The sequence below is a fragment of the Stappia sp. TSB10GB4 genome, from assembly GCF_900185745.1.
In the GTDB taxonomy this organism is placed as follows: Bacteria; Pseudomonadota; Alphaproteobacteria; order Rhizobiales; family Stappiaceae; genus Stappia.
The window spans coordinates 68,423-83,187 of the sequence record NZ_FYAV01000082.1 but is presented as its reverse complement, the minus strand read 5'-3'; the positions used below and the strand labels follow the sequence as shown (position 1 = coordinate 83,187).

The 14,765-nt window shown below is 68.5% G+C and carries 13 protein-coding genes and 1 other RNA gene; 3 read left to right on the top strand and 11 right to left on the bottom strand.

Annotation, left to right across the window (positions count from 1 at the left end; translation table 11 throughout):
- Nucleotides 1-113: 113 nt before the first annotated feature.
- The 11 genes from TSB10GB4_RS22585 to tkt all read right to left on the bottom strand — a co-directional run bounded on the left by TSB10GB4_RS22585 (nt 114) and on the right by tkt (nt 13,358).
- The gene (locus TSB10GB4_RS22585; RefSeq protein ID WP_186397565.1) at nt 114-1,145 is read right to left on the bottom strand and encodes a peptidoglycan -binding protein; all 1,032 of its coding nucleotides are present in this window, start codon (nt 1,143-1,145) and stop codon (nt 114-116) included.
- Between the two features lie 114 nt (nt 1,146-1,259).
- The gene (locus tag TSB10GB4_RS22580) at nt 1,260-2,261 is read right to left on the bottom strand and encodes a flagellar motor protein MotA (RefSeq protein WP_186397564.1); all 1,002 of its coding nucleotides are present in this window, start codon (nt 2,259-2,261) and stop codon (nt 1,260-1,262) included.
- A gap of 104 nt (nt 2,262-2,365) precedes the next feature.
- Nucleotides 2,366-3,160, bottom strand: a complete 795-nt coding sequence (locus tag TSB10GB4_RS22575; protein WP_186388448.1) for an inositol monophosphatase family protein — start codon at nt 3,158-3,160, stop codon at nt 2,366-2,368.
- Nucleotides 3,161-3,282: 122 nt separating this feature from the next.
- Entirely contained in the window at nt 3,283-3,846 is a 564-nt protein-coding gene (efp, locus tag TSB10GB4_RS22570) for an elongation factor P (RefSeq protein ID WP_186388447.1), read from the bottom strand.
- Between the two features lie 218 nt (nt 3,847-4,064).
- On the bottom strand, nt 4,065-5,276 hold the full coding sequence (locus TSB10GB4_RS22565; RefSeq protein WP_186397563.1) for a tetratricopeptide repeat protein: 1,212 nt from the start codon (nt 5,274-5,276) through the stop codon (nt 4,065-4,067).
- Entirely contained in the window at nt 5,273-5,917 is a 645-nt protein-coding gene (locus TSB10GB4_RS22560) for a thiamine phosphate synthase (protein WP_186388445.1), read from the bottom strand. Before TSB10GB4_RS22560 ends, TSB10GB4_RS22565 begins: the two co-directional genes overlap by 4 nt.
- Nucleotides 5,918-6,039: 122 nt before the next feature.
- Nucleotides 6,040-7,071, bottom strand: coding sequence for a class I fructose-bisphosphate aldolase (locus tag TSB10GB4_RS22555; protein ID WP_186397562.1), 1,032 nt, complete (start codon nt 7,069-7,071; stop codon nt 6,040-6,042).
- Nucleotides 7,072-7,180: 109 nt separating this feature from the next.
- The gene (gene pgk / locus TSB10GB4_RS22550; RefSeq protein WP_186397561.1) at nt 7,181-8,374 is read right to left on the bottom strand and encodes a phosphoglycerate kinase; all 1,194 of its coding nucleotides are present in this window, start codon (nt 8,372-8,374) and stop codon (nt 7,181-7,183) included.
- A gap of 65 nt (nt 8,375-8,439) precedes the next feature.
- On the bottom strand, nt 8,440-9,447 hold the full coding sequence (gene gap / locus TSB10GB4_RS22545; protein WP_186388442.1) for a type I glyceraldehyde-3-phosphate dehydrogenase: 1,008 nt from the start codon (nt 9,445-9,447) through the stop codon (nt 8,440-8,442).
- 194 nt (nt 9,448-9,641) lie between these two features.
- The gene (locus tag TSB10GB4_RS22540; RefSeq protein ID WP_186397584.1) at nt 9,642-11,189 is read right to left on the bottom strand and encodes an adenylate/guanylate cyclase domain-containing protein; all 1,548 of its coding nucleotides are present in this window, start codon (nt 11,187-11,189) and stop codon (nt 9,642-9,644) included.
- A gap of 186 nt (nt 11,190-11,375) precedes the next feature.
- Nucleotides 11,376-13,358, bottom strand: a complete 1,983-nt coding sequence (gene tkt, locus TSB10GB4_RS22535) for a transketolase (protein ID WP_186397560.1) — start codon at nt 13,356-13,358, stop codon at nt 11,376-11,378.
- A 396-nt stretch (nt 13,359-13,754) separates the two neighbouring features.
- Here tkt and TSB10GB4_RS22530 point away from each other — a divergent pair, with 396 nt between their 5' ends.
- The 3 genes from TSB10GB4_RS22530 (at nt 13,755) to ssrS (ending at nt 14,745) form a co-directional block, all read left to right on the top strand.
- Nucleotides 13,755-14,105 (top strand): DUF4164 domain-containing protein, encoded by a 351-nt coding sequence (locus TSB10GB4_RS22530; protein ID WP_186388440.1) that lies wholly within the window; start codon nt 13,755-13,757, stop codon nt 14,103-14,105.
- 12 nt (nt 14,106-14,117) lie between these two features.
- On the top strand, nt 14,118-14,495 hold the full coding sequence (locus TSB10GB4_RS22525; RefSeq protein WP_186388439.1) for a cell division protein ZapA: 378 nt from the start codon (nt 14,118-14,120) through the stop codon (nt 14,493-14,495).
- A 94-nt stretch (nt 14,496-14,589) separates the two neighbouring features.
- A non-coding RNA gene (gene ssrS, locus TSB10GB4_RS22520) (6S RNA) lies at nt 14,590-14,745 on the top strand.
- Nucleotides 14,746-14,765 lie beyond the last annotated feature (20 nt).

Below are 14,765 nucleotides of genomic sequence, written 5' to 3'. Positions count from 1 at the left end.
CGTATCTCGCGCCGATCCGGGCGATTTTCGACGAAAAGAGGCCGTTTCCGGATCGGGAACGGCCTTTTGCTTTTTCCGCTGCCAGGAGTGGGCGGGCATTGGCCCGGCGGCGATCAGCGCTCGGTGAGCTTCAGCTCGATGCGGCGGTTGCGGGCGAGCACCTCGTCGCTGTCACCCTCTTCCAGCGGCTGGAACTCGCCGAAGCCGGCGGCGACCAGCCGTCTGGGATCGACGCCCTGGTCGACCAGGTAGCGCACCACCGAGATCGCGCGGGCGGCCGACAGCTCCCAGTTGTTGCGGAAGCGTCCGGTCCCCGAAAGCGGGCGCGCGTCGGTGTGGCCGTCGACCCGCAGCACCCAGTTGATCTCCGAAGGAATCTGGACCGCGAGCTCCTTGACCGCGTCGGCGAGCTTGCGCAGCTCTTCTTCGCCCGCCGGATTGATCGTCTCGACACCGGAAGAAAACAGCACTTCGGACTGGAAGACGAAGCGGTCGCCGACGACCCGGATGTCGGAACGCTGGGAGAGAATCTCGCGCAGGCGGCCGAAGAAGTCCGACCGGTAGCGCGACAGTTCCTGCACCCGCTGGGCCAGCGCCACGTTCAGCCGGCGTCCGAGATCGGCGATCTTGGTCTGGCTTTCGCGGTCGCGGCTTTCCGAGGCCTCCAGCGCATCCTCCAGCGCAGCGATCTGGCGGCGCAGGGCCGAGATCTGCTGGTTGAGCAGTTCCACCTGGGAGAGGGCGCGCTGCGACAGGCGGCGCTCCTCCTCCAGCGCGCTTTCCATGCCGGCAAGGGCGCCGCCGGTCTGGCTGGCCCGGTCCGAGGAGGTGTCGAGCAGGCCCTGCAGGCGCCGCTGTTCGGCCTCGGCATCGGAGAGGTTGGCGGTCAGCGTGGCGATAGTGTCCTGCAGGTCGCGGCCGCTCGCCCGCTCCAGCGCCAGCAGTTCGGTCAGTTCGGAGATCTGGGCGTTGAGGCGGTTGAGGACGGTGTCGCGCCCGGAAAGCTGCTGGCCGAGGAAGAACTGGGCGAGCACGAAGATCGACAGCAGGAAGATGATGACGAGCAGCAGCGAGGCCATGGCGTCGACGAAGCCCGGCCAGTAGTCCGTGCGTCCCTCCCGCCGTCTCATGCGCGTGCCGGCCATAGCTCTAGAGCCCTTTCGGCCAATTCGAAGTCAATTCCGCTTCCCGATCGGGGCGGTGATCCGGCGCCGAACCGGTCGCAGCGCGCCCGCCAATCGGAAGCCCTGCGGGACGGGTCATTTCGGCTCGTCCTTGATCCGTTCGAACGCCGACGCCATGGTCTTGAGCAGGTGCTCGATCCGCTTCTGCTGCTCGGACTGCTCGTCGGCCCAGTCGCGCATCATCTGCTGCTCGCTGCGCACATGCTGGACGAGGCCCTGGATGCCCTCGGCGAGGTTGGCCATGGCCACCGCCGCGTTGCGCCCGGCTCCGCCGCCGCCCTCGGCAACGGTCTTGCGCAGGTTGTCTATGGCGAAGCGCAGCTCGACCAGGCCGGAACCGGCGCTGCCGGCCTCGTCCGGATCGATGTCGGTGAGGGTGGTCAGCCAGTCTTCGAGCTCGTTGTAGAACCGGTTCTGCGCCTGGCTGGCCTGCAGGTCGAGGAAGCCGAGGACCAGCGAGCCGGTGAGGCCGAACAGCGAGGACGAGAAGGCGGTGCCCATGCCGGCCAGCGGCGCCTCGAGCCCGGCCTTGAGGTCCTCGAAGATGACATTGGCATCGGCGGAGCCGACATCGAGGCTCTGGATCGTCACGTTGACCGAGCCGACGGTCTGCAGCAGGCCCCAGAACGTGCCGAGCAGGCCGAGAAACACCAGCAGGCCGGTGAGGTAGCGCGCCATCTCGCGCGCCTCGTCGAGACGCATGCCGATGGAATCGAGGATCGAGCGGGTGGTGGCCGGGGACAGGATCGTGTCGCCGGCGCGGTTGCCGAGCAGCGTCGCCATCGGCGCCAGCAGCACCGGCGGGCGGCGGACCTCGATGCCGGGATCGCCGAGGCGGAAGCCGTTGACCCAGTTCACCTCCGGCATCAGGCGGATGACCTGGCGGATGGCGAGCAGGATGCCGACGACGCCGGTGCCGATGATCAGCCCGTTGAGACCGGGATTGCTCATGAAGGCGGAGGCGATCTGGCGATAGAGGATGAGCGCGATGAACGCGACCACCGCCAGGAAGATGATCATCCGGATCAGATAGACCCAGGGACTGGACAGGCTGTACGAATCATAGGCACGCGCCATGACGGCTTGTCTTCTCCCTATTGAGGACAAGCCCTTGATAGCGTGATTTTCACCGGACTGGAAAGCCGTAATGTCGCCCGCCCGCCCCTCCGCGAGGGCGAGCCTCAGCTCCGCGCGGCCTTGAGCAACTGGCGGAGCTGCAACTGGACCTGCTCGTTGCCGGCAACGATGGAGCGGGTCTCGAACATCTTCTCGCCGCCGTCGATGTCGGTGACGTAGCCGCCCGCCTCGCGCACCAGCAGCAGGCCGGCCGCCATGTCCCAGGGCGACAGGCCGTGCTCCCAGAACCCGTCGAAACGGCCGGCAGCGGTCCAGGCAAGGTCGAGGGCGGCGGCGCCGCAGCGGCGGATGCCGGCAACCTCGCCCATGACATGGCGCAGCTCCTTGAGCGTGCGGGCATGGTCGCCGACGCCGAGGAAGGGGATGCCGGTGGCGATGACGCAGTCCGGCAGGGACTTGCGCGCGGCGACGCGCAGCCGTCGGTCGTTGAGGAAGGCGCCGCGGCCGCGCTCGGCGGTGAAGAGCTCGTCCATCGCCGGATTGTAGATGACGCCGGCGACGATCACCCCGTCGCGCTCCAGCGCGATCGAGACGTTGAACATCGGGATACCGTGCAGGAAGTTGGTGGTGCCGTCGAGCGGGTCGACGATCCAGCGGTGCTGCGGATCCTCGCCCTCGATGGTGCCGGACTCCTCCATCAGGAAGCCGTAGCCGGGACGCGCCTTCTGCAACTCGGCGCGCACGATCTTCTCGGCGGCGATGTCGGCGGCCGACACGAAGTCGCTCGGCCCCTTGCGCGAGACCTGCAGGTTCTCGACCTCGCCGAAATCGCGGGCGAGGCTGCGGCCGGCCTTCAGCGCGGCCTGGACCATGACATTCAGGATGGCGGAGCGGGACATGACGGTTCCTGGAAGCTTCCTGCCGGAATTGGCGCGGAATTGGCGCGGGATCGGCGGTGGGTCCGGCCGCGCAAGAGGGGGCGGGACGGCGGCGGATGCGGCCGCCGGCCCGTGCGGGTGCCTCAGTCGGCGCGGCGGACGTATTCGACCAGTTCGGTGTCGACGATGATCCTCTCGCCGGCGGTGATGAAGGGCGGCACCATGACGCGCACGCCGTTCTCCAGCATGGCCGGCTTGTAGGACGAGGACTGGGTCTGGCCCTTGACCACGGCGTCGGCCTCGGTGATCTCCAGCGTGACATACTGGGGCAGGGTGATGCCGATCGGACGATCCTCGTGCATCTCCAGCGTCACCATCATGCCGTCCTGCAGGAAGGCGGCACGCTCGCCGACGAAATCGGCCTGGAGCTCGATCTGCTCGTAGGTCTCGGTGTTCATGAAGACCAGCATGTCTTCCTGGGGATAGAGATACTGGAAGTCCTTCTGCTCGAGGCGCACGCGCTCGACCTTGTCGGCGGAGCGGAAGCGCTCGTTGAGCTTGCGGCCGTCGATGAGGTTCTTCATCTCGACCTGGGCGAAGGCGCCGCCCTTGCCCGGCTTGACGTGCTCGACCTTGACGACCGCCCAGAGCGTCTCCTGGTGCTGCAGCACGTTGCCCGGCTTGATCTCGTTCCCGTTGATCTTCATGTGTCTTCTTCCGTTTCCAACTGTCCTGCGGCGGTTCGCTCCGCGGGGGCAATCCGCTGCCCCTGCCGCAGGCGTCTCCGGCGCCGCCTGGGCCGCCGGGCCCGTCCGGGCAGGCCCCTGGCATGGGCGCCGTTGCGTCGGCCGGGCACAATGTCTGGTGCGCGGCCTGTCCACCACACTTCCGGTTGCCAATCAAGCAAAAAGGCGGTTTTGCCGGCTCAGGGCGTGAGGTCGGGGCTGTCCTCGACGGTCAGGTCGGCCGCCGCCGCATAGCTTTCGGCGAAGGCGGTCGCCTTGGCCAGCGTCTCCAGGTCGATCGAGGCGAGCACGCCGTCCATCTCCAGATCCGAGATGCCGAGCGCGCGGGCGGCCATGTGCCAGCCGGCCGCCTTCTCCAGGTCGATCTCGCGGCCGCGGCCGAAGGCATAGATCCGCGCCAGCCGGTTCATCGCCACCGGGTTGCCGGCGCTGGCGGCGCGCTCGAACCAGTCGGCCGCCTCCGTCTCGTCCGGATCGACGCCGCGGCCGTTGAAGCGCAGGATGGCGTAGCGAACCTGCGCCCCGACATGGCCCTGGCGCGCGGCGCGCCCCATCCAGAAGGCGGCGCGGGTCTCGCTGCGGATGTCGGCGGGGCCGTCGAGATAGAACTGGGCGAGCTGGAAGCGGGCGTCGACATCATCGAGATCGGCGGCCTTTTCCAGCAGCTCCAGCGCCCGGTCGGGATCGAGCGGCCGTCCCTCGCCGGTGCGATAGAGGCCGGCGAGATTGTAGATGGCCTCCGGAATGCCGGCATTGGCGGCGATCTCGAACATGTCGCCGGCCTTCACCTTGTCCTGCGCGACGCCGAGGCCGTTGAGCAGCATCAGGCCGTAGCGCAGGGCGGCGCGGGTGTCGCCATTGTTGGCGGCGAGCTGGTACCAGCTCGCCGCCAGTTCCGCGTCCTGCGGCAGGCCGCGCCCGGTCTCGTAGAGCACGCCGAGCAGGGTCTGCGCGGCGGCATCCCCGGCCTCGGCACGCGGTGTCGCCCGCGCCAGGGCGGTCAGATACCAGCCGCGCTGGAAGGCGCCATAGGCGTAGTCGCGGACCTCGTCCTCGACCTGGAGGGGCAGCGGCGGGGCGACGCTGGTGGGCGGCACGAGAAGGGGACTGTCCGCGTCCGGGCTGACCGGGCGCTGCAGCACGGAGGAGAGCCGCTCGGCGATCTCCTCGGGCGTGGGCATCCTGCCGGCCCCGGGAAGATCCGGCGCCGGAGCGGCGGTCGCGGCGTCCGCCTCAGCAGGTGGTTCGGCCGGCGTTTCGGCTGCTGTTTCGGGGGCAGCTTCGGGGGCTGCTTCTGCGGGGGTGTCCTGGGCAAGGGCGGGAGGCGCCGCCGTCCACAGGGACAGCAGCACTGCCAGCATGCCTGCCTGCCACCCTCCGCGCGCGCTCATCCGCCATCCGCCTCCGTCAGTTCGAAGCGGGACAGCACCTCGTTGGCCGCGCGCACCGCCGCCTCGGGACCGTCCGGATGGTTCCACACGGCGCCGCGCAGGGCGACGAAATCGGCGCCGGTGGCGGCACAGGTCTCGACGCCGGCGAGGTCGCTGCCGCACAGGGCGACGCAGGGCGTCTCGAACATTTCCGCCCACCAGGACGAGAATTGCAGCGTCTTGGCGTGCGGCTCGACGTCCTCCTCGCGCGCCAGCAGGCCGAACATCACGTAGTCGACGCCGAGTTCGGCGAGGGTCATCGCGTCATGGCGGGTGCGGATGTCGCCCGCGCCGACGATGCCGCGGGGCTGGAACGTCTCCAGCGCGCGCTTCAGGTCCTCGTCGGAGGTGTCGACATGGATGCCGTCGGCGCGGCTGCGGCCGGCGGCGCGCGAATCGTTCTGCACCAGCACGGCGGTGCCCGCCGCCTGGGCGATCGGCACGATGGTCTCGGCGATCTTCTGGAAGCCGGCCTCGCCCCAGCCGCCGTCGGTGATCAGCAGGCAGGCCACGTCGCCGCCGGCAAGGGCGGAGGCGAGGTCCTTGCAGAACCCGTCGAGCTCGAAACTTGCGGGCGTAATCAGGTAGAGGCGCGGGTGCACGGCGCATCCTTCCGCTTCGTGGGCCGGGCAATCGGAACCCGTCCCGGAATGAGGGGCGATCACGGCAAAAGAGGGGCGAAACCGCCCCTCTCGTCAAGCTTGCCGGTCGGATCGGTGTCCGGTCAGGCGGTCTCGAGCGCCTTGGCCCATTCGCCCTTGGCGGCGAGCCCGTTCATGCGGGCGCGGTGCAGGAACGCGGCCTGGCCGGCCGGAACGTTCTCCGGCTTGCCGCCCCAGGCCTTCAGCGCGGCCTGCTGCAAAGCGCGGCCATAGGAGAAGGTCAGCTTCCAGGGAAGCGGGCCGGCGGCGTTCATCAGATGCAGGTGCTCGGTCGCCTCGATGTCGGACTGGCCGCCGGACAGGAAGGCGATGCCCGGCACGGCCGCCGGCACCGTGGCCTTGAGGCAGCGCAGGGTGAGCTCGGCGACTTCCTCGGCCGTGGCCTGGATCGGGGCGTTCTTGCCCGGCACGATCATGTTCGGCTTGAGGATGATGCCCTCGAGCAGGATGTCCATCTGGAACAGCTCGGCGAACACGGTGTTCAGCGTCCACTCGGTGACCTCGTAACAGGTCTCGATGTCATGGGCCGCCGAGGGGCCGTCCATCAGCACTTCCGGCTCGACGATCGGCACGATGCCGGCTTCCTGGCACAGGGCGGCATAGCGGGCCAGCGCATGGGCGTTGGTCTGGATGCAGGTGCTGGACGGCAGGCCGTCCTCCTCGTTGATGTCGATCACCGCGCGCCACTTGGCGAAACGGGCGCCGAGCTCGTAATACTCGGCAAGACGCTCGCGCAGCCCGTCGAGGCCTTCGGTGACGGTCTCGCCGGGGAAGCCGGCAAGCGGCTTGGCGCCCTTGTCGACCTTGATGCCCGGAACGGCGCCGGCCTTGCGGATCATCTCGACGAAGGGCGTGCCGTCGGCCGCCTTCTGGCGCAGCGTCTCGTCGAACAGGATGACGCCGGAAATGCAGTCGGTCATCGCCTCGGTGCTGGAGAACAGCATCTCGCGATAGGCACGGCGGTTGTCCTCGGTGTTCTCCGTGCCGATCTGGTCGAAGCGCTTCTTGATCGTGCCGGTGCTTTCGTCGGCGGCAAGGATGCCCTGACCGGTGGCCACCATGGCCTGTGCGATATCCTCGAGACGTTCACTCATCCGATGAGACCCTCTTCTTGCGTGCAAGCGTTGCCGCTCTGCGTTGGCGGCGTTCTATCAAAAGCGCCGCGCTTTTGCAGGCGCGGCGCAAGCTGTTTCGCCGAAAGGCTTAATTCTCGAGCGCGACGACGCCCGGCAGAACCTTGCCCTCGAGCCATTCGAGGAAGGCGCCGCCGGCGGTCGAGACATAGGTGAAATCGTCGGCGACGCCGGCATGGTTGAGCGCGGCGACCGTGTCGCCGCCGCCGGCGACGCTGGTCAGCGATCCGTTGCTGCTGCGCCCGGCGGCATGGCGGGCGGCGGCCACCGTGGCGATGTCGAAGGGCTCGATCTCGAAGGCGCCGAGCGGGCCGTTCCACACCAGGGTGGCGGCGGCGTCGATCTTCGCTGCGACATTGGCGACCGAGGCCGGGCCGACGTCGAGGATCATCGCATCTTCCGGCACCGCATCGACGGCAACGGTCTCGCTGGCCGCGCCTGCCTTGAACTCGCGGGCAACGACCGCATCGACCGGCAGCACGATCTCGCAGCCGGCGGCTGCGGCCGCATCCATGATCCGCCGCGCGGTGTCGGCAAGGTCGTGCTCGCACAGCGACTTGCCGACCGAGACGCCCTTGGCGGCGAGGAAGGTGTTGGCCATGCCGCCGCCGATCACCAGCAGGTCGACCTTCTTCACCAGGTTCTCGAGCAGGTCGATCTTGGAGGAGACCTTGGCGCCGCCGACGACGGCGAGCACCGGGCGCACCGGCGTGGTCAGGGCCGAGGCGAGCGCCTCCAGCTCCGCCTGCATGGTGCGGCCGGCATAGGCCGGCAGGCGGCGGGCGAGGCCTTCTGTGGAGGCATGGGCGCGGTGAGCGGCGGAGAAGGCGTCGTTGACATAGATGTCGCCGAGCGCGGCGAGCGCATCGGCAAAGGCACCGTCGTTCTTTTCCTCGCCGGCGTGGAAGCGGGTGTTCTCCAGCAGCGCGACATCGCCGTCCTTCAGCCCGTCAATGACGGAGGCGGCGGCAGCGCCGATGCAGTCCGCGGCAAAGGCGACCGGCCGGCCGAGGCGATCGGAGAGGGCGGCGGCGACGGGCGCAAGGCTCATCTGCGGCACCACGGCACCCTTGGGGCGGCCGAAATGGGCGAGCAGCACCACCCGCGCGCCCTTGTCGGCGAGTTCGCGGATGGTCGGCAGAACCCGGTCGATGCGAGTGGTGTCGGTCACCCGGCTGCCGTCCATCGGCACGTTCAGGTCGACGCGCACCAGCGCGCGACGGCCGGACAGGTTGCCGAGATCGTCAAGGGTCTTGAAGGTCATGGTCGCTCGCCTGGATGTCTCATGCGCAACGGCCGGCGCGAGGGGCGCCGGCCGTGCCTGCCAAGTCAGATGGTCTTTGCGAAGGCCACCGCGGTGTCCGACATGCGGTTGGAGAAGCCCCACTCGTTGTCGTACCAGGACATCACGCGGACGAGGTCGCCATCGATCACCTTGGTCTGGTCGAGCGCGAAGGTCGACGAGGCGCCGTTGTGGTTGAGGTCGATGGAGACCAGCGGCTCGTCGGTATAGGCGAGGATGCCCTTGAGCGCGCCGTCGGCGGCCGCCACCAGCGCGGCGTTGACCTCGGCCACGGTGACCTTGCGCTTGGGCACGAACTTGAAGTCGACGACCGAGACGTTCGGCGTCGGAACGCGGATCGAGACGCCGTCAAGCTTGCCGTTCAGCTCCGGCAGCACCAGGCCGACGGCCTTGGCGGCGCCGGTCGAGGTCGGGATCATCGACATCGCCGCGGCGCGGGCGCGATAGAGATCCTTGTGCATGGTGTCGAGGGTCGGCTGGTCGCCGGTATAGGCATGCACCGTGGTCATGAAGCCCTTCTCGATGCCGAAGGCGTCGTTGAGGACCTTGGCGACCGGCGCCAGGCAGTTGGTGGTGCAGGAGGCGTTGGAGACGACCTTGTGCTCGCTGGAGAGCTTGTCGTGGTTGACGCCGTAGACGACCGTCAGGTCGGCACCGTTGGCCGGGGCGGAGACCAGCACGCGCTTGGAGCCGTTCTCCAGGTGCAGGGCGGCCTTGGCGCGGTCGGTGAAGATGCCGGTGCACTCCATGGCGATGTCGACGCCGAGATCGCCCCAGGGCAGGTCCTTGGGGTCGCGCACCGCAGTGACCTTGATCGGGCCGGTGCCGACGTCGATCGTGTCGCCGTCGACGGTCACCGTCGCCGGGAAGCGACCATGGACGGAGTCATAGCGCAGCAGGTGGGCGTTGGTCTCGACCGGGCCGAGATCGTTGATCGCTACGACCTGGATGTCGGTCCGGCCCGACTCCACGATGGCGCGCAGCACGTTGCGTCCGATGCGACCAAACCCGTTGATGGCAACCTTCACGGTCATGCGTGTCTCTCCTGTGGCGGCGAACCGCGTTCCTTGGGCGATTGATCTGGCCGAGCCGGGCGATCCAATACCGTGTTGTCCGGCTCCTGTCGTCTTTGGAGCGCCGTTTCACGGCGCCCGATGGCTGGTTACCGAAGCCTCGTCACGGATGCAACGGGTTCAAGCAACATATCTGGCCGATGCGCGCGCATGTCTCAGGCCTTGTCGTTTGCTGCCGTCTCCCGCATCCGCACCGCGCCGAGGGCCTTTTCCAGCACGGCCTCGGCCTTGCGCCGGGCTTCGGCGTCGAGTTTCGCAAGGTCGAGATGGAGAACGAGGCCCTCGTCCTCCTCGCTGATGGTCTGCGGATGGGCTGCGTCCGCCTCGCGCAGCCCCTCGACGGCATAGGGCACGATCTCTCCGGGAATGCCCTTCAGCGTGATCGGTTCCAGCCGGCGCACGCGCACCCGGTCCTGCACATGCGCCCAGGTCTCGTAGGAGATGACGATGCCGCCGGGCTGGGCGATCCCCTGCAGGCGGGCGGCCAGGTTCGCCTCCGCGCCGATGATCGTGTAGTCCATGCGGTCGGACGAGCCGAAATTGCCGACATTGCAATAGCCGGTGTTGATGCCCATGCGGACCTCGAACGGCTTTTCGATCCCGCGCCGGCGCCAGAGCGCGTTCAGTTCCGCCATGCGCTTCTGCATCGCGATCGCCATGTCGAGGCAGGCATTGGCATCCTCGCGCGCGCCGCGCGTCTCCGGATCGCCGAAGAAGGCGAGGATCGCATCGCCGATGAACTTGTCGACGGTGGCGCCATGCGCCTGGGCGATGGCGGACATTTCCGTGAAATACTCGTTGAGCAGGCTGGTCAGCTCCTCGGGCTGCAGGTGCTCGGCCGTCTCCGTGAAGTCCTTGATGTCGGAGAAGAAGATCGTCAGCTTTTTGCGCTCGGTGGAGATCACCACGTCCTTCTCGCCGGAGAAGATCGACTTGTAGATCTGCGGCGAGAGATATTTCGAGATCTTCATCGAGATGGAGGCAAGGAAGCCGTTCGCCTCCTCAAGCTCCGCGTTCATCCGGCGGAAATCGTTGGCCTGCCGCCATTGCAATCCTGCGAAGGCGGCGCCGAAGGCGCTCGCTCCGGCGAAGTAGAGGAACAGATACTTGAAGGAGAACAGGTTCCTGGCGATCGGCTGGTGGACGGTGATGGCCTGGATGCCGCGCACGTCGCCGACCTGCCAGTCGTGCCTCGGGCTTTCGGGATGGGTGTTGTGGCAGGAGACGCAAGCCTGGCCCAGAACCACCGGAACGGCCATGCGGATCTGCCGCTCGAACAGCGAGCCGGAGAAATCGGTGGCGACCGCATCGGCCGAACGGCTCTGGCGGAAACTCGCCAGCGCGCCGGCCTCGAAAGCGTCGAGCTTGTGGGAGGCCCGGTTGGCGAAGGGCAGATCGGAGACGAAGCGGTACTCGACATCGCCGCCGCCACGGCCGGCGATCACCCCGCCCAGTTCCAGCGACAGGGTCGCCGGGATCGGGATTGCTCCCGGCACGTCCTCGTAATTGTGAACGGCGACGGAATCGCCGGTATGGGCCTGGACACGGCCGACCACGTTGGAGCCGTAATAGGCGCGGATCTCCGACACCATGGCGTTGAGGGTGCGCGCCTGGGTCGCCAGGCCGGCGTCGGAAAGGTTCCGGAGATCCAGCCAGACGGCGACCGGCAGCAGCGCGAGCGCCATGGCGATGGCAAGCGCCATGATCCAGGGACGCTCGGCAATCGAGCGCCAGAGGGCGTGAGTGGAACGGCGTTCCCCGGGGGTGGGCGACACGTCGGCGATCTCCCGATGATCGACAGGTCTTACAGCCGATCGCTGCGTCAGCGCAACGGGCAGGAGAGGGCGGCGGCGCTGCGCCGCCCGTCAGGTTGGTGCCGGAACCGCCGCTTACAGGCGGGCGTTGACGGCGGTGACCACCGCCTCGGCGGTGATGCCGAAGTGGCGGTAGAGCTCCTGATAGGGGCCGCTCGCGCCGAAGCCGGTCATGCCGACGAAGATGCCGTCGGCGCCGATGATGGCGTCCCAGCCCATGCGGATGCCGGCCTCGATGGCGACCTTGACCTTCGCCCCGCCGGCGATGTCGGAGCGGTAGTCGGCCGACTGGCGCTCGAACCGCTCCATGCAGGGCACGGAGACGACGCGGGTCGCGGTGCCGGCGGCCTCCAGCGTCTCGCGGGCCTGCAGCGCGATCTCGATCTCCGAGCCGGAGGCGAAGATGGTGACTTCGGGCGCCTCGTCGCTGTCGGCGAGGACATAGGCACCGCGGGCGGACAGGTTCTCGGCCTCGAAGCTGGTGCGCACCGCCGGCAGGTTCTGGCGCGTCAGGGCGAGAACGCTCGGCGTCTCGCTGGTTTCCAGCGCCAACTGCCAGCATTCCAGCGTCTCGGTGACGTCGGCGGGGCGGTAGAAGTCGAGATTGGGGATCGCCCGCAGCGCGGCGTAATGCTCGACCGGCTGGTGGGTCGGGCCGTCCTCGCCGAGACCGATGCTGTCATGGGTCATCACATGGATGACCCGCTGGCGCATCAGCGCCGCCAGGCGGATGGCCGGACGGGCATAGTCGGAGAACACCAGGAAGGTGCCGGAATAGGGGATGGTGCCGCCATGCAGCGCCATGCCGTTCATCGCCGCGGCCATGCCGTGCTCGCGGATGCCCCAGTGCAGGTAGCGGCCGGTGAAGTCGTCCGGCGTGATCGGGGCGGTGTCGGCGGTCCGGGTGTTGTTGGAGCCGGTCAGGTCGGCCGAGCCGCCGATCGTCTCCGGCACCACCTTGGTGATCGTGCCGAGCACATATTCGGAGGCCTTGCGGGTCGCCATGGTCGGCTTGTCCTGGGCGATCTGCTTCTTGAGCTTCGCCATCGCCTCGCCGAAGCCGGCGGGCAGGTCGCCGCGCAGGCGCCGCTCGAACTCCGAGCGCCGCTCGGTGTCGGCGGCGGCAAGGCGCTTTTCCCACTCCTTGCGGGCCTGGCCGGAGCGCAGGCCGGCGATGCGCCAGGCGTCGAGAATGTCGCTGGGCACCTCGAAGGCCTCATGCGCCCAGCCGAGCGCCTTGCGGGTCGCGGCCAGTTCCTCGGCGCCGAGCGGCGAGCCGTGCACCTTTTCCGAGCCGGCCTTGTTCGGTGCGCCGAAGCCGATGACGGTCTTGGCGGCGATCAGGGTCGGACGGTCGCTGTTGCGCGCCTCGGTCAGCGCGGCGGCGATCGCCACCGGATCGTGGCCGTCGATGGCGACGGTCTTCCAGCCGCTGGCCTCGAAGCGCTCGAGCTGGTTGGTGCTGTCGGTGAGCGACACCTTGCCATCGATGGAGATGCCGTTGTCGTCCCAGATGACGATCAGGCGATTGAGCTTCAGGTGACCGGCGAGCGAGATCGCCTCCTGGCTGATGCCTTCCATCAGACAGCCGTCACCGGCCAGCACATAAGTGTAGTGGTCGGTAAGGTCGGCGCCGAAGGTCTCGCGCAGATGGCGTTCGGAGATCGCCATGCCGACGGCATTGGCAAGGCCCTGGCCGAGCGGGCCGGTGGTGGTCTCGATGCCGGCACCGTGGCCGTATTCGGGGTGACCGGCGGTCAGCGCGCCGATCTGGCGGAACTTCTTGAGCTGGTCGAGGGTGAAGTCCTCGGAGCCGAGCAGGTAATGGACCGCATAGAGCAGCATCGAGCCATGGCCGGCCGACAGCACGAAGCGGTCGCGGTCCGGCCAGTCCGGGCGGGTCGGGTCGTAGTGCATCACCTGGGTGAACAGCACGGTCGCGATGTCGGCCGCGCCCATCGGCAGGCCGGGATGGCCGGACTTGGCCGCTTCCACGGCATCTGCTGCGAGGAAACGGATCGCATTGGCCATGCGATTGTGCTTTACGAGATCGGTCATCTGATTCCGTTCGTCCCTGTCGGTGGCCCACGCGGGCTACTCGTCCGTGATGCGGGCACCGCACGGGTCCCGGTTGTACGCCTCCGGCCTGTCCCAGGGCGCGTCAGGGAGGCGCTGCGCCCGGTCGGGACGGGTCGGCGCGGGTCGTGTCCGGGCCGCCGGCGATATCGGTTTTCCGGCGGTTGCGACCGGTTTTCACCGGAGCCCGCCGAGGCGGCTCGACAAATATCAGGAACCTTGGGCGAGTCAACAAAACGGATCGCCGCAAGGCCTGTCGCACGGCCTTGCCCCCCATCTCGCATCGGGCGGCAAGGAATGGTATAGCGGCAGGGGACGGATGCGGGTATTGCGCCTGCGGGCGGCGCGGTGCCGGCCGCGAATCCACAAGGGGTTGGAATGGACGATACGTCGGGGGTTTCCGGGGGGCAGACGGGCAGGGGCGAGACCCGGCCGGTCGCGTCCGCGGCAGGTCCCGGCGCCAGCGTCGATGCCGCGCTGGACCGGCTGGCGCGGGCCGTGGCCCGGCTGGACGCGGCGGTGCAGCGGCGGCTGGAGGCGGACATGTCGCTGAGCGGCCTGCAGGAGGAATTGCAGCGGTTGGGCGAGGACCGGTCCTCGCTGGCCGCGACGCTGGACACCGCCGAGGCGCGTGTCGCCCGGCTCGAGGACGCCAATCGCGAGGTGTCGCGACGGCTGGTGTCGGCGATGGAATCGATCCGCTCCGTGCTCGAGACGCATGGCGGCTGAGGCGGCGAGGCGATGGCTCAGATAATCGTGACGATCAACGGACGCAGCTTCCGCATGGCCTGCGACGACGGCGAGGAAGAGCGGCTGACCGCGCTTGCCCGCCGCTTCGACAGCGCCATCGACAGCCTGCGCGGCAGTTTCGGCGAGATCGGCGACCTGCGCCTGACGGTGATGGCCGGGATCATGGTCACCGACGAACTGGTGGAGCGCGAGCGGCGGCTCGCGGCGCTGCAGGACGAGGTCGACAGCCTGCGCGAGGCGCGAAGGGTGGCACTGGACAGCGCGGCGCGCAACGAAGCCGAGCTTGCCGGCCGCATCGTCAACGCGGCCGAAAAGGTCGAGGCGCTGGCGGACGGGCTGGCGCGATCGCTGCGACCCGCGGATGCGTGACCGGCCGCGGGCGCCGGGCATTCCGCGCGCTGCCGGCCGGCCATGCGAAAACGTGTGTTGTATTTCGCGGCAAAGCGACCCTATATCGGAATTGGCGTGGCTGCGCGGTGCGTCAGGAGACATATCCCCGGGGCCTTACGCATCCCTAGGGAGCTGTTCCTGCTCCGGCCCGTGGGCTGGGGCATACGGCGCCCACCTACTCTGTAGGTTTCCCGGGATTGCAACCTCCAACGGCCGAGGTGGCCACGTCATTTGCCTCTATCGCCGTCG

Bases quoted from the DNA above. Each gene is read 5' to 3' on its own strand.
- pgk (WP_186397561.1), bottom strand. From the start codon at position 8,374: ATGACCTTCAAGACCCTTGACGATCTCGGCAACCTGTCCGGCCGTCGC.
- TSB10GB4_RS22565 (WP_186397563.1), bottom strand. From the start codon at position 5,276: ATGAGCGCGCGCGGAGGGTGGCAGGCAGGCATGCTGGCAGTGCTGCTG.
- TSB10GB4_RS22555 (WP_186397562.1), bottom strand. From the start codon at position 7,071: ATGAGTGAACGTCTCGAGGATATCGCACAGGCCATGGTGGCCACCGGT.
- TSB10GB4_RS22530 (WP_186388440.1), top strand. From the start codon at position 13,755: ATGGACGATACGTCGGGGGTTTCCGGGGGGCAGACGGGCAGGGGCGAG.
- TSB10GB4_RS22580 (WP_186397564.1), bottom strand. From the start codon at position 2,261: ATGGCGCGTGCCTATGATTCGTACAGCCTGTCCAGTCCCTGGGTCTAT.
- TSB10GB4_RS22585 (WP_186397565.1), bottom strand. From the start codon at position 1,145: ATGGCCGGCACGCGCATGAGACGGCGGGAGGGACGCACGGACTACTGG.
- TSB10GB4_RS22575 (WP_186388448.1), bottom strand. From the start codon at position 3,160: ATGTCCCGCTCCGCCATCCTGAATGTCATGGTCCAGGCCGCGCTGAAG.
- TSB10GB4_RS22525 (WP_186388439.1), top strand. From the start codon at position 14,118: ATGGCTCAGATAATCGTGACGATCAACGGACGCAGCTTCCGCATGGCC.
- efp (WP_186388447.1), bottom strand. From the start codon at position 3,846: ATGAAGATCAACGGGAACGAGATCAAGCCGGGCAACGTGCTGCAGCAC.
- TSB10GB4_RS22540 (WP_186397584.1), bottom strand. From the start codon at position 11,189: ATGGCGCTTGCCATCGCCATGGCGCTCGCGCTGCTGCCGGTCGCCGTC.
- tkt (WP_186397560.1), bottom strand. From the start codon at position 13,358: ATGACCGATCTCGTAAAGCACAATCGCATGGCCAATGCGATCCGTTTC.
- gap (WP_186388442.1), bottom strand. From the start codon at position 9,447: ATGACCGTGAAGGTTGCCATCAACGGGTTTGGTCGCATCGGACGCAAC.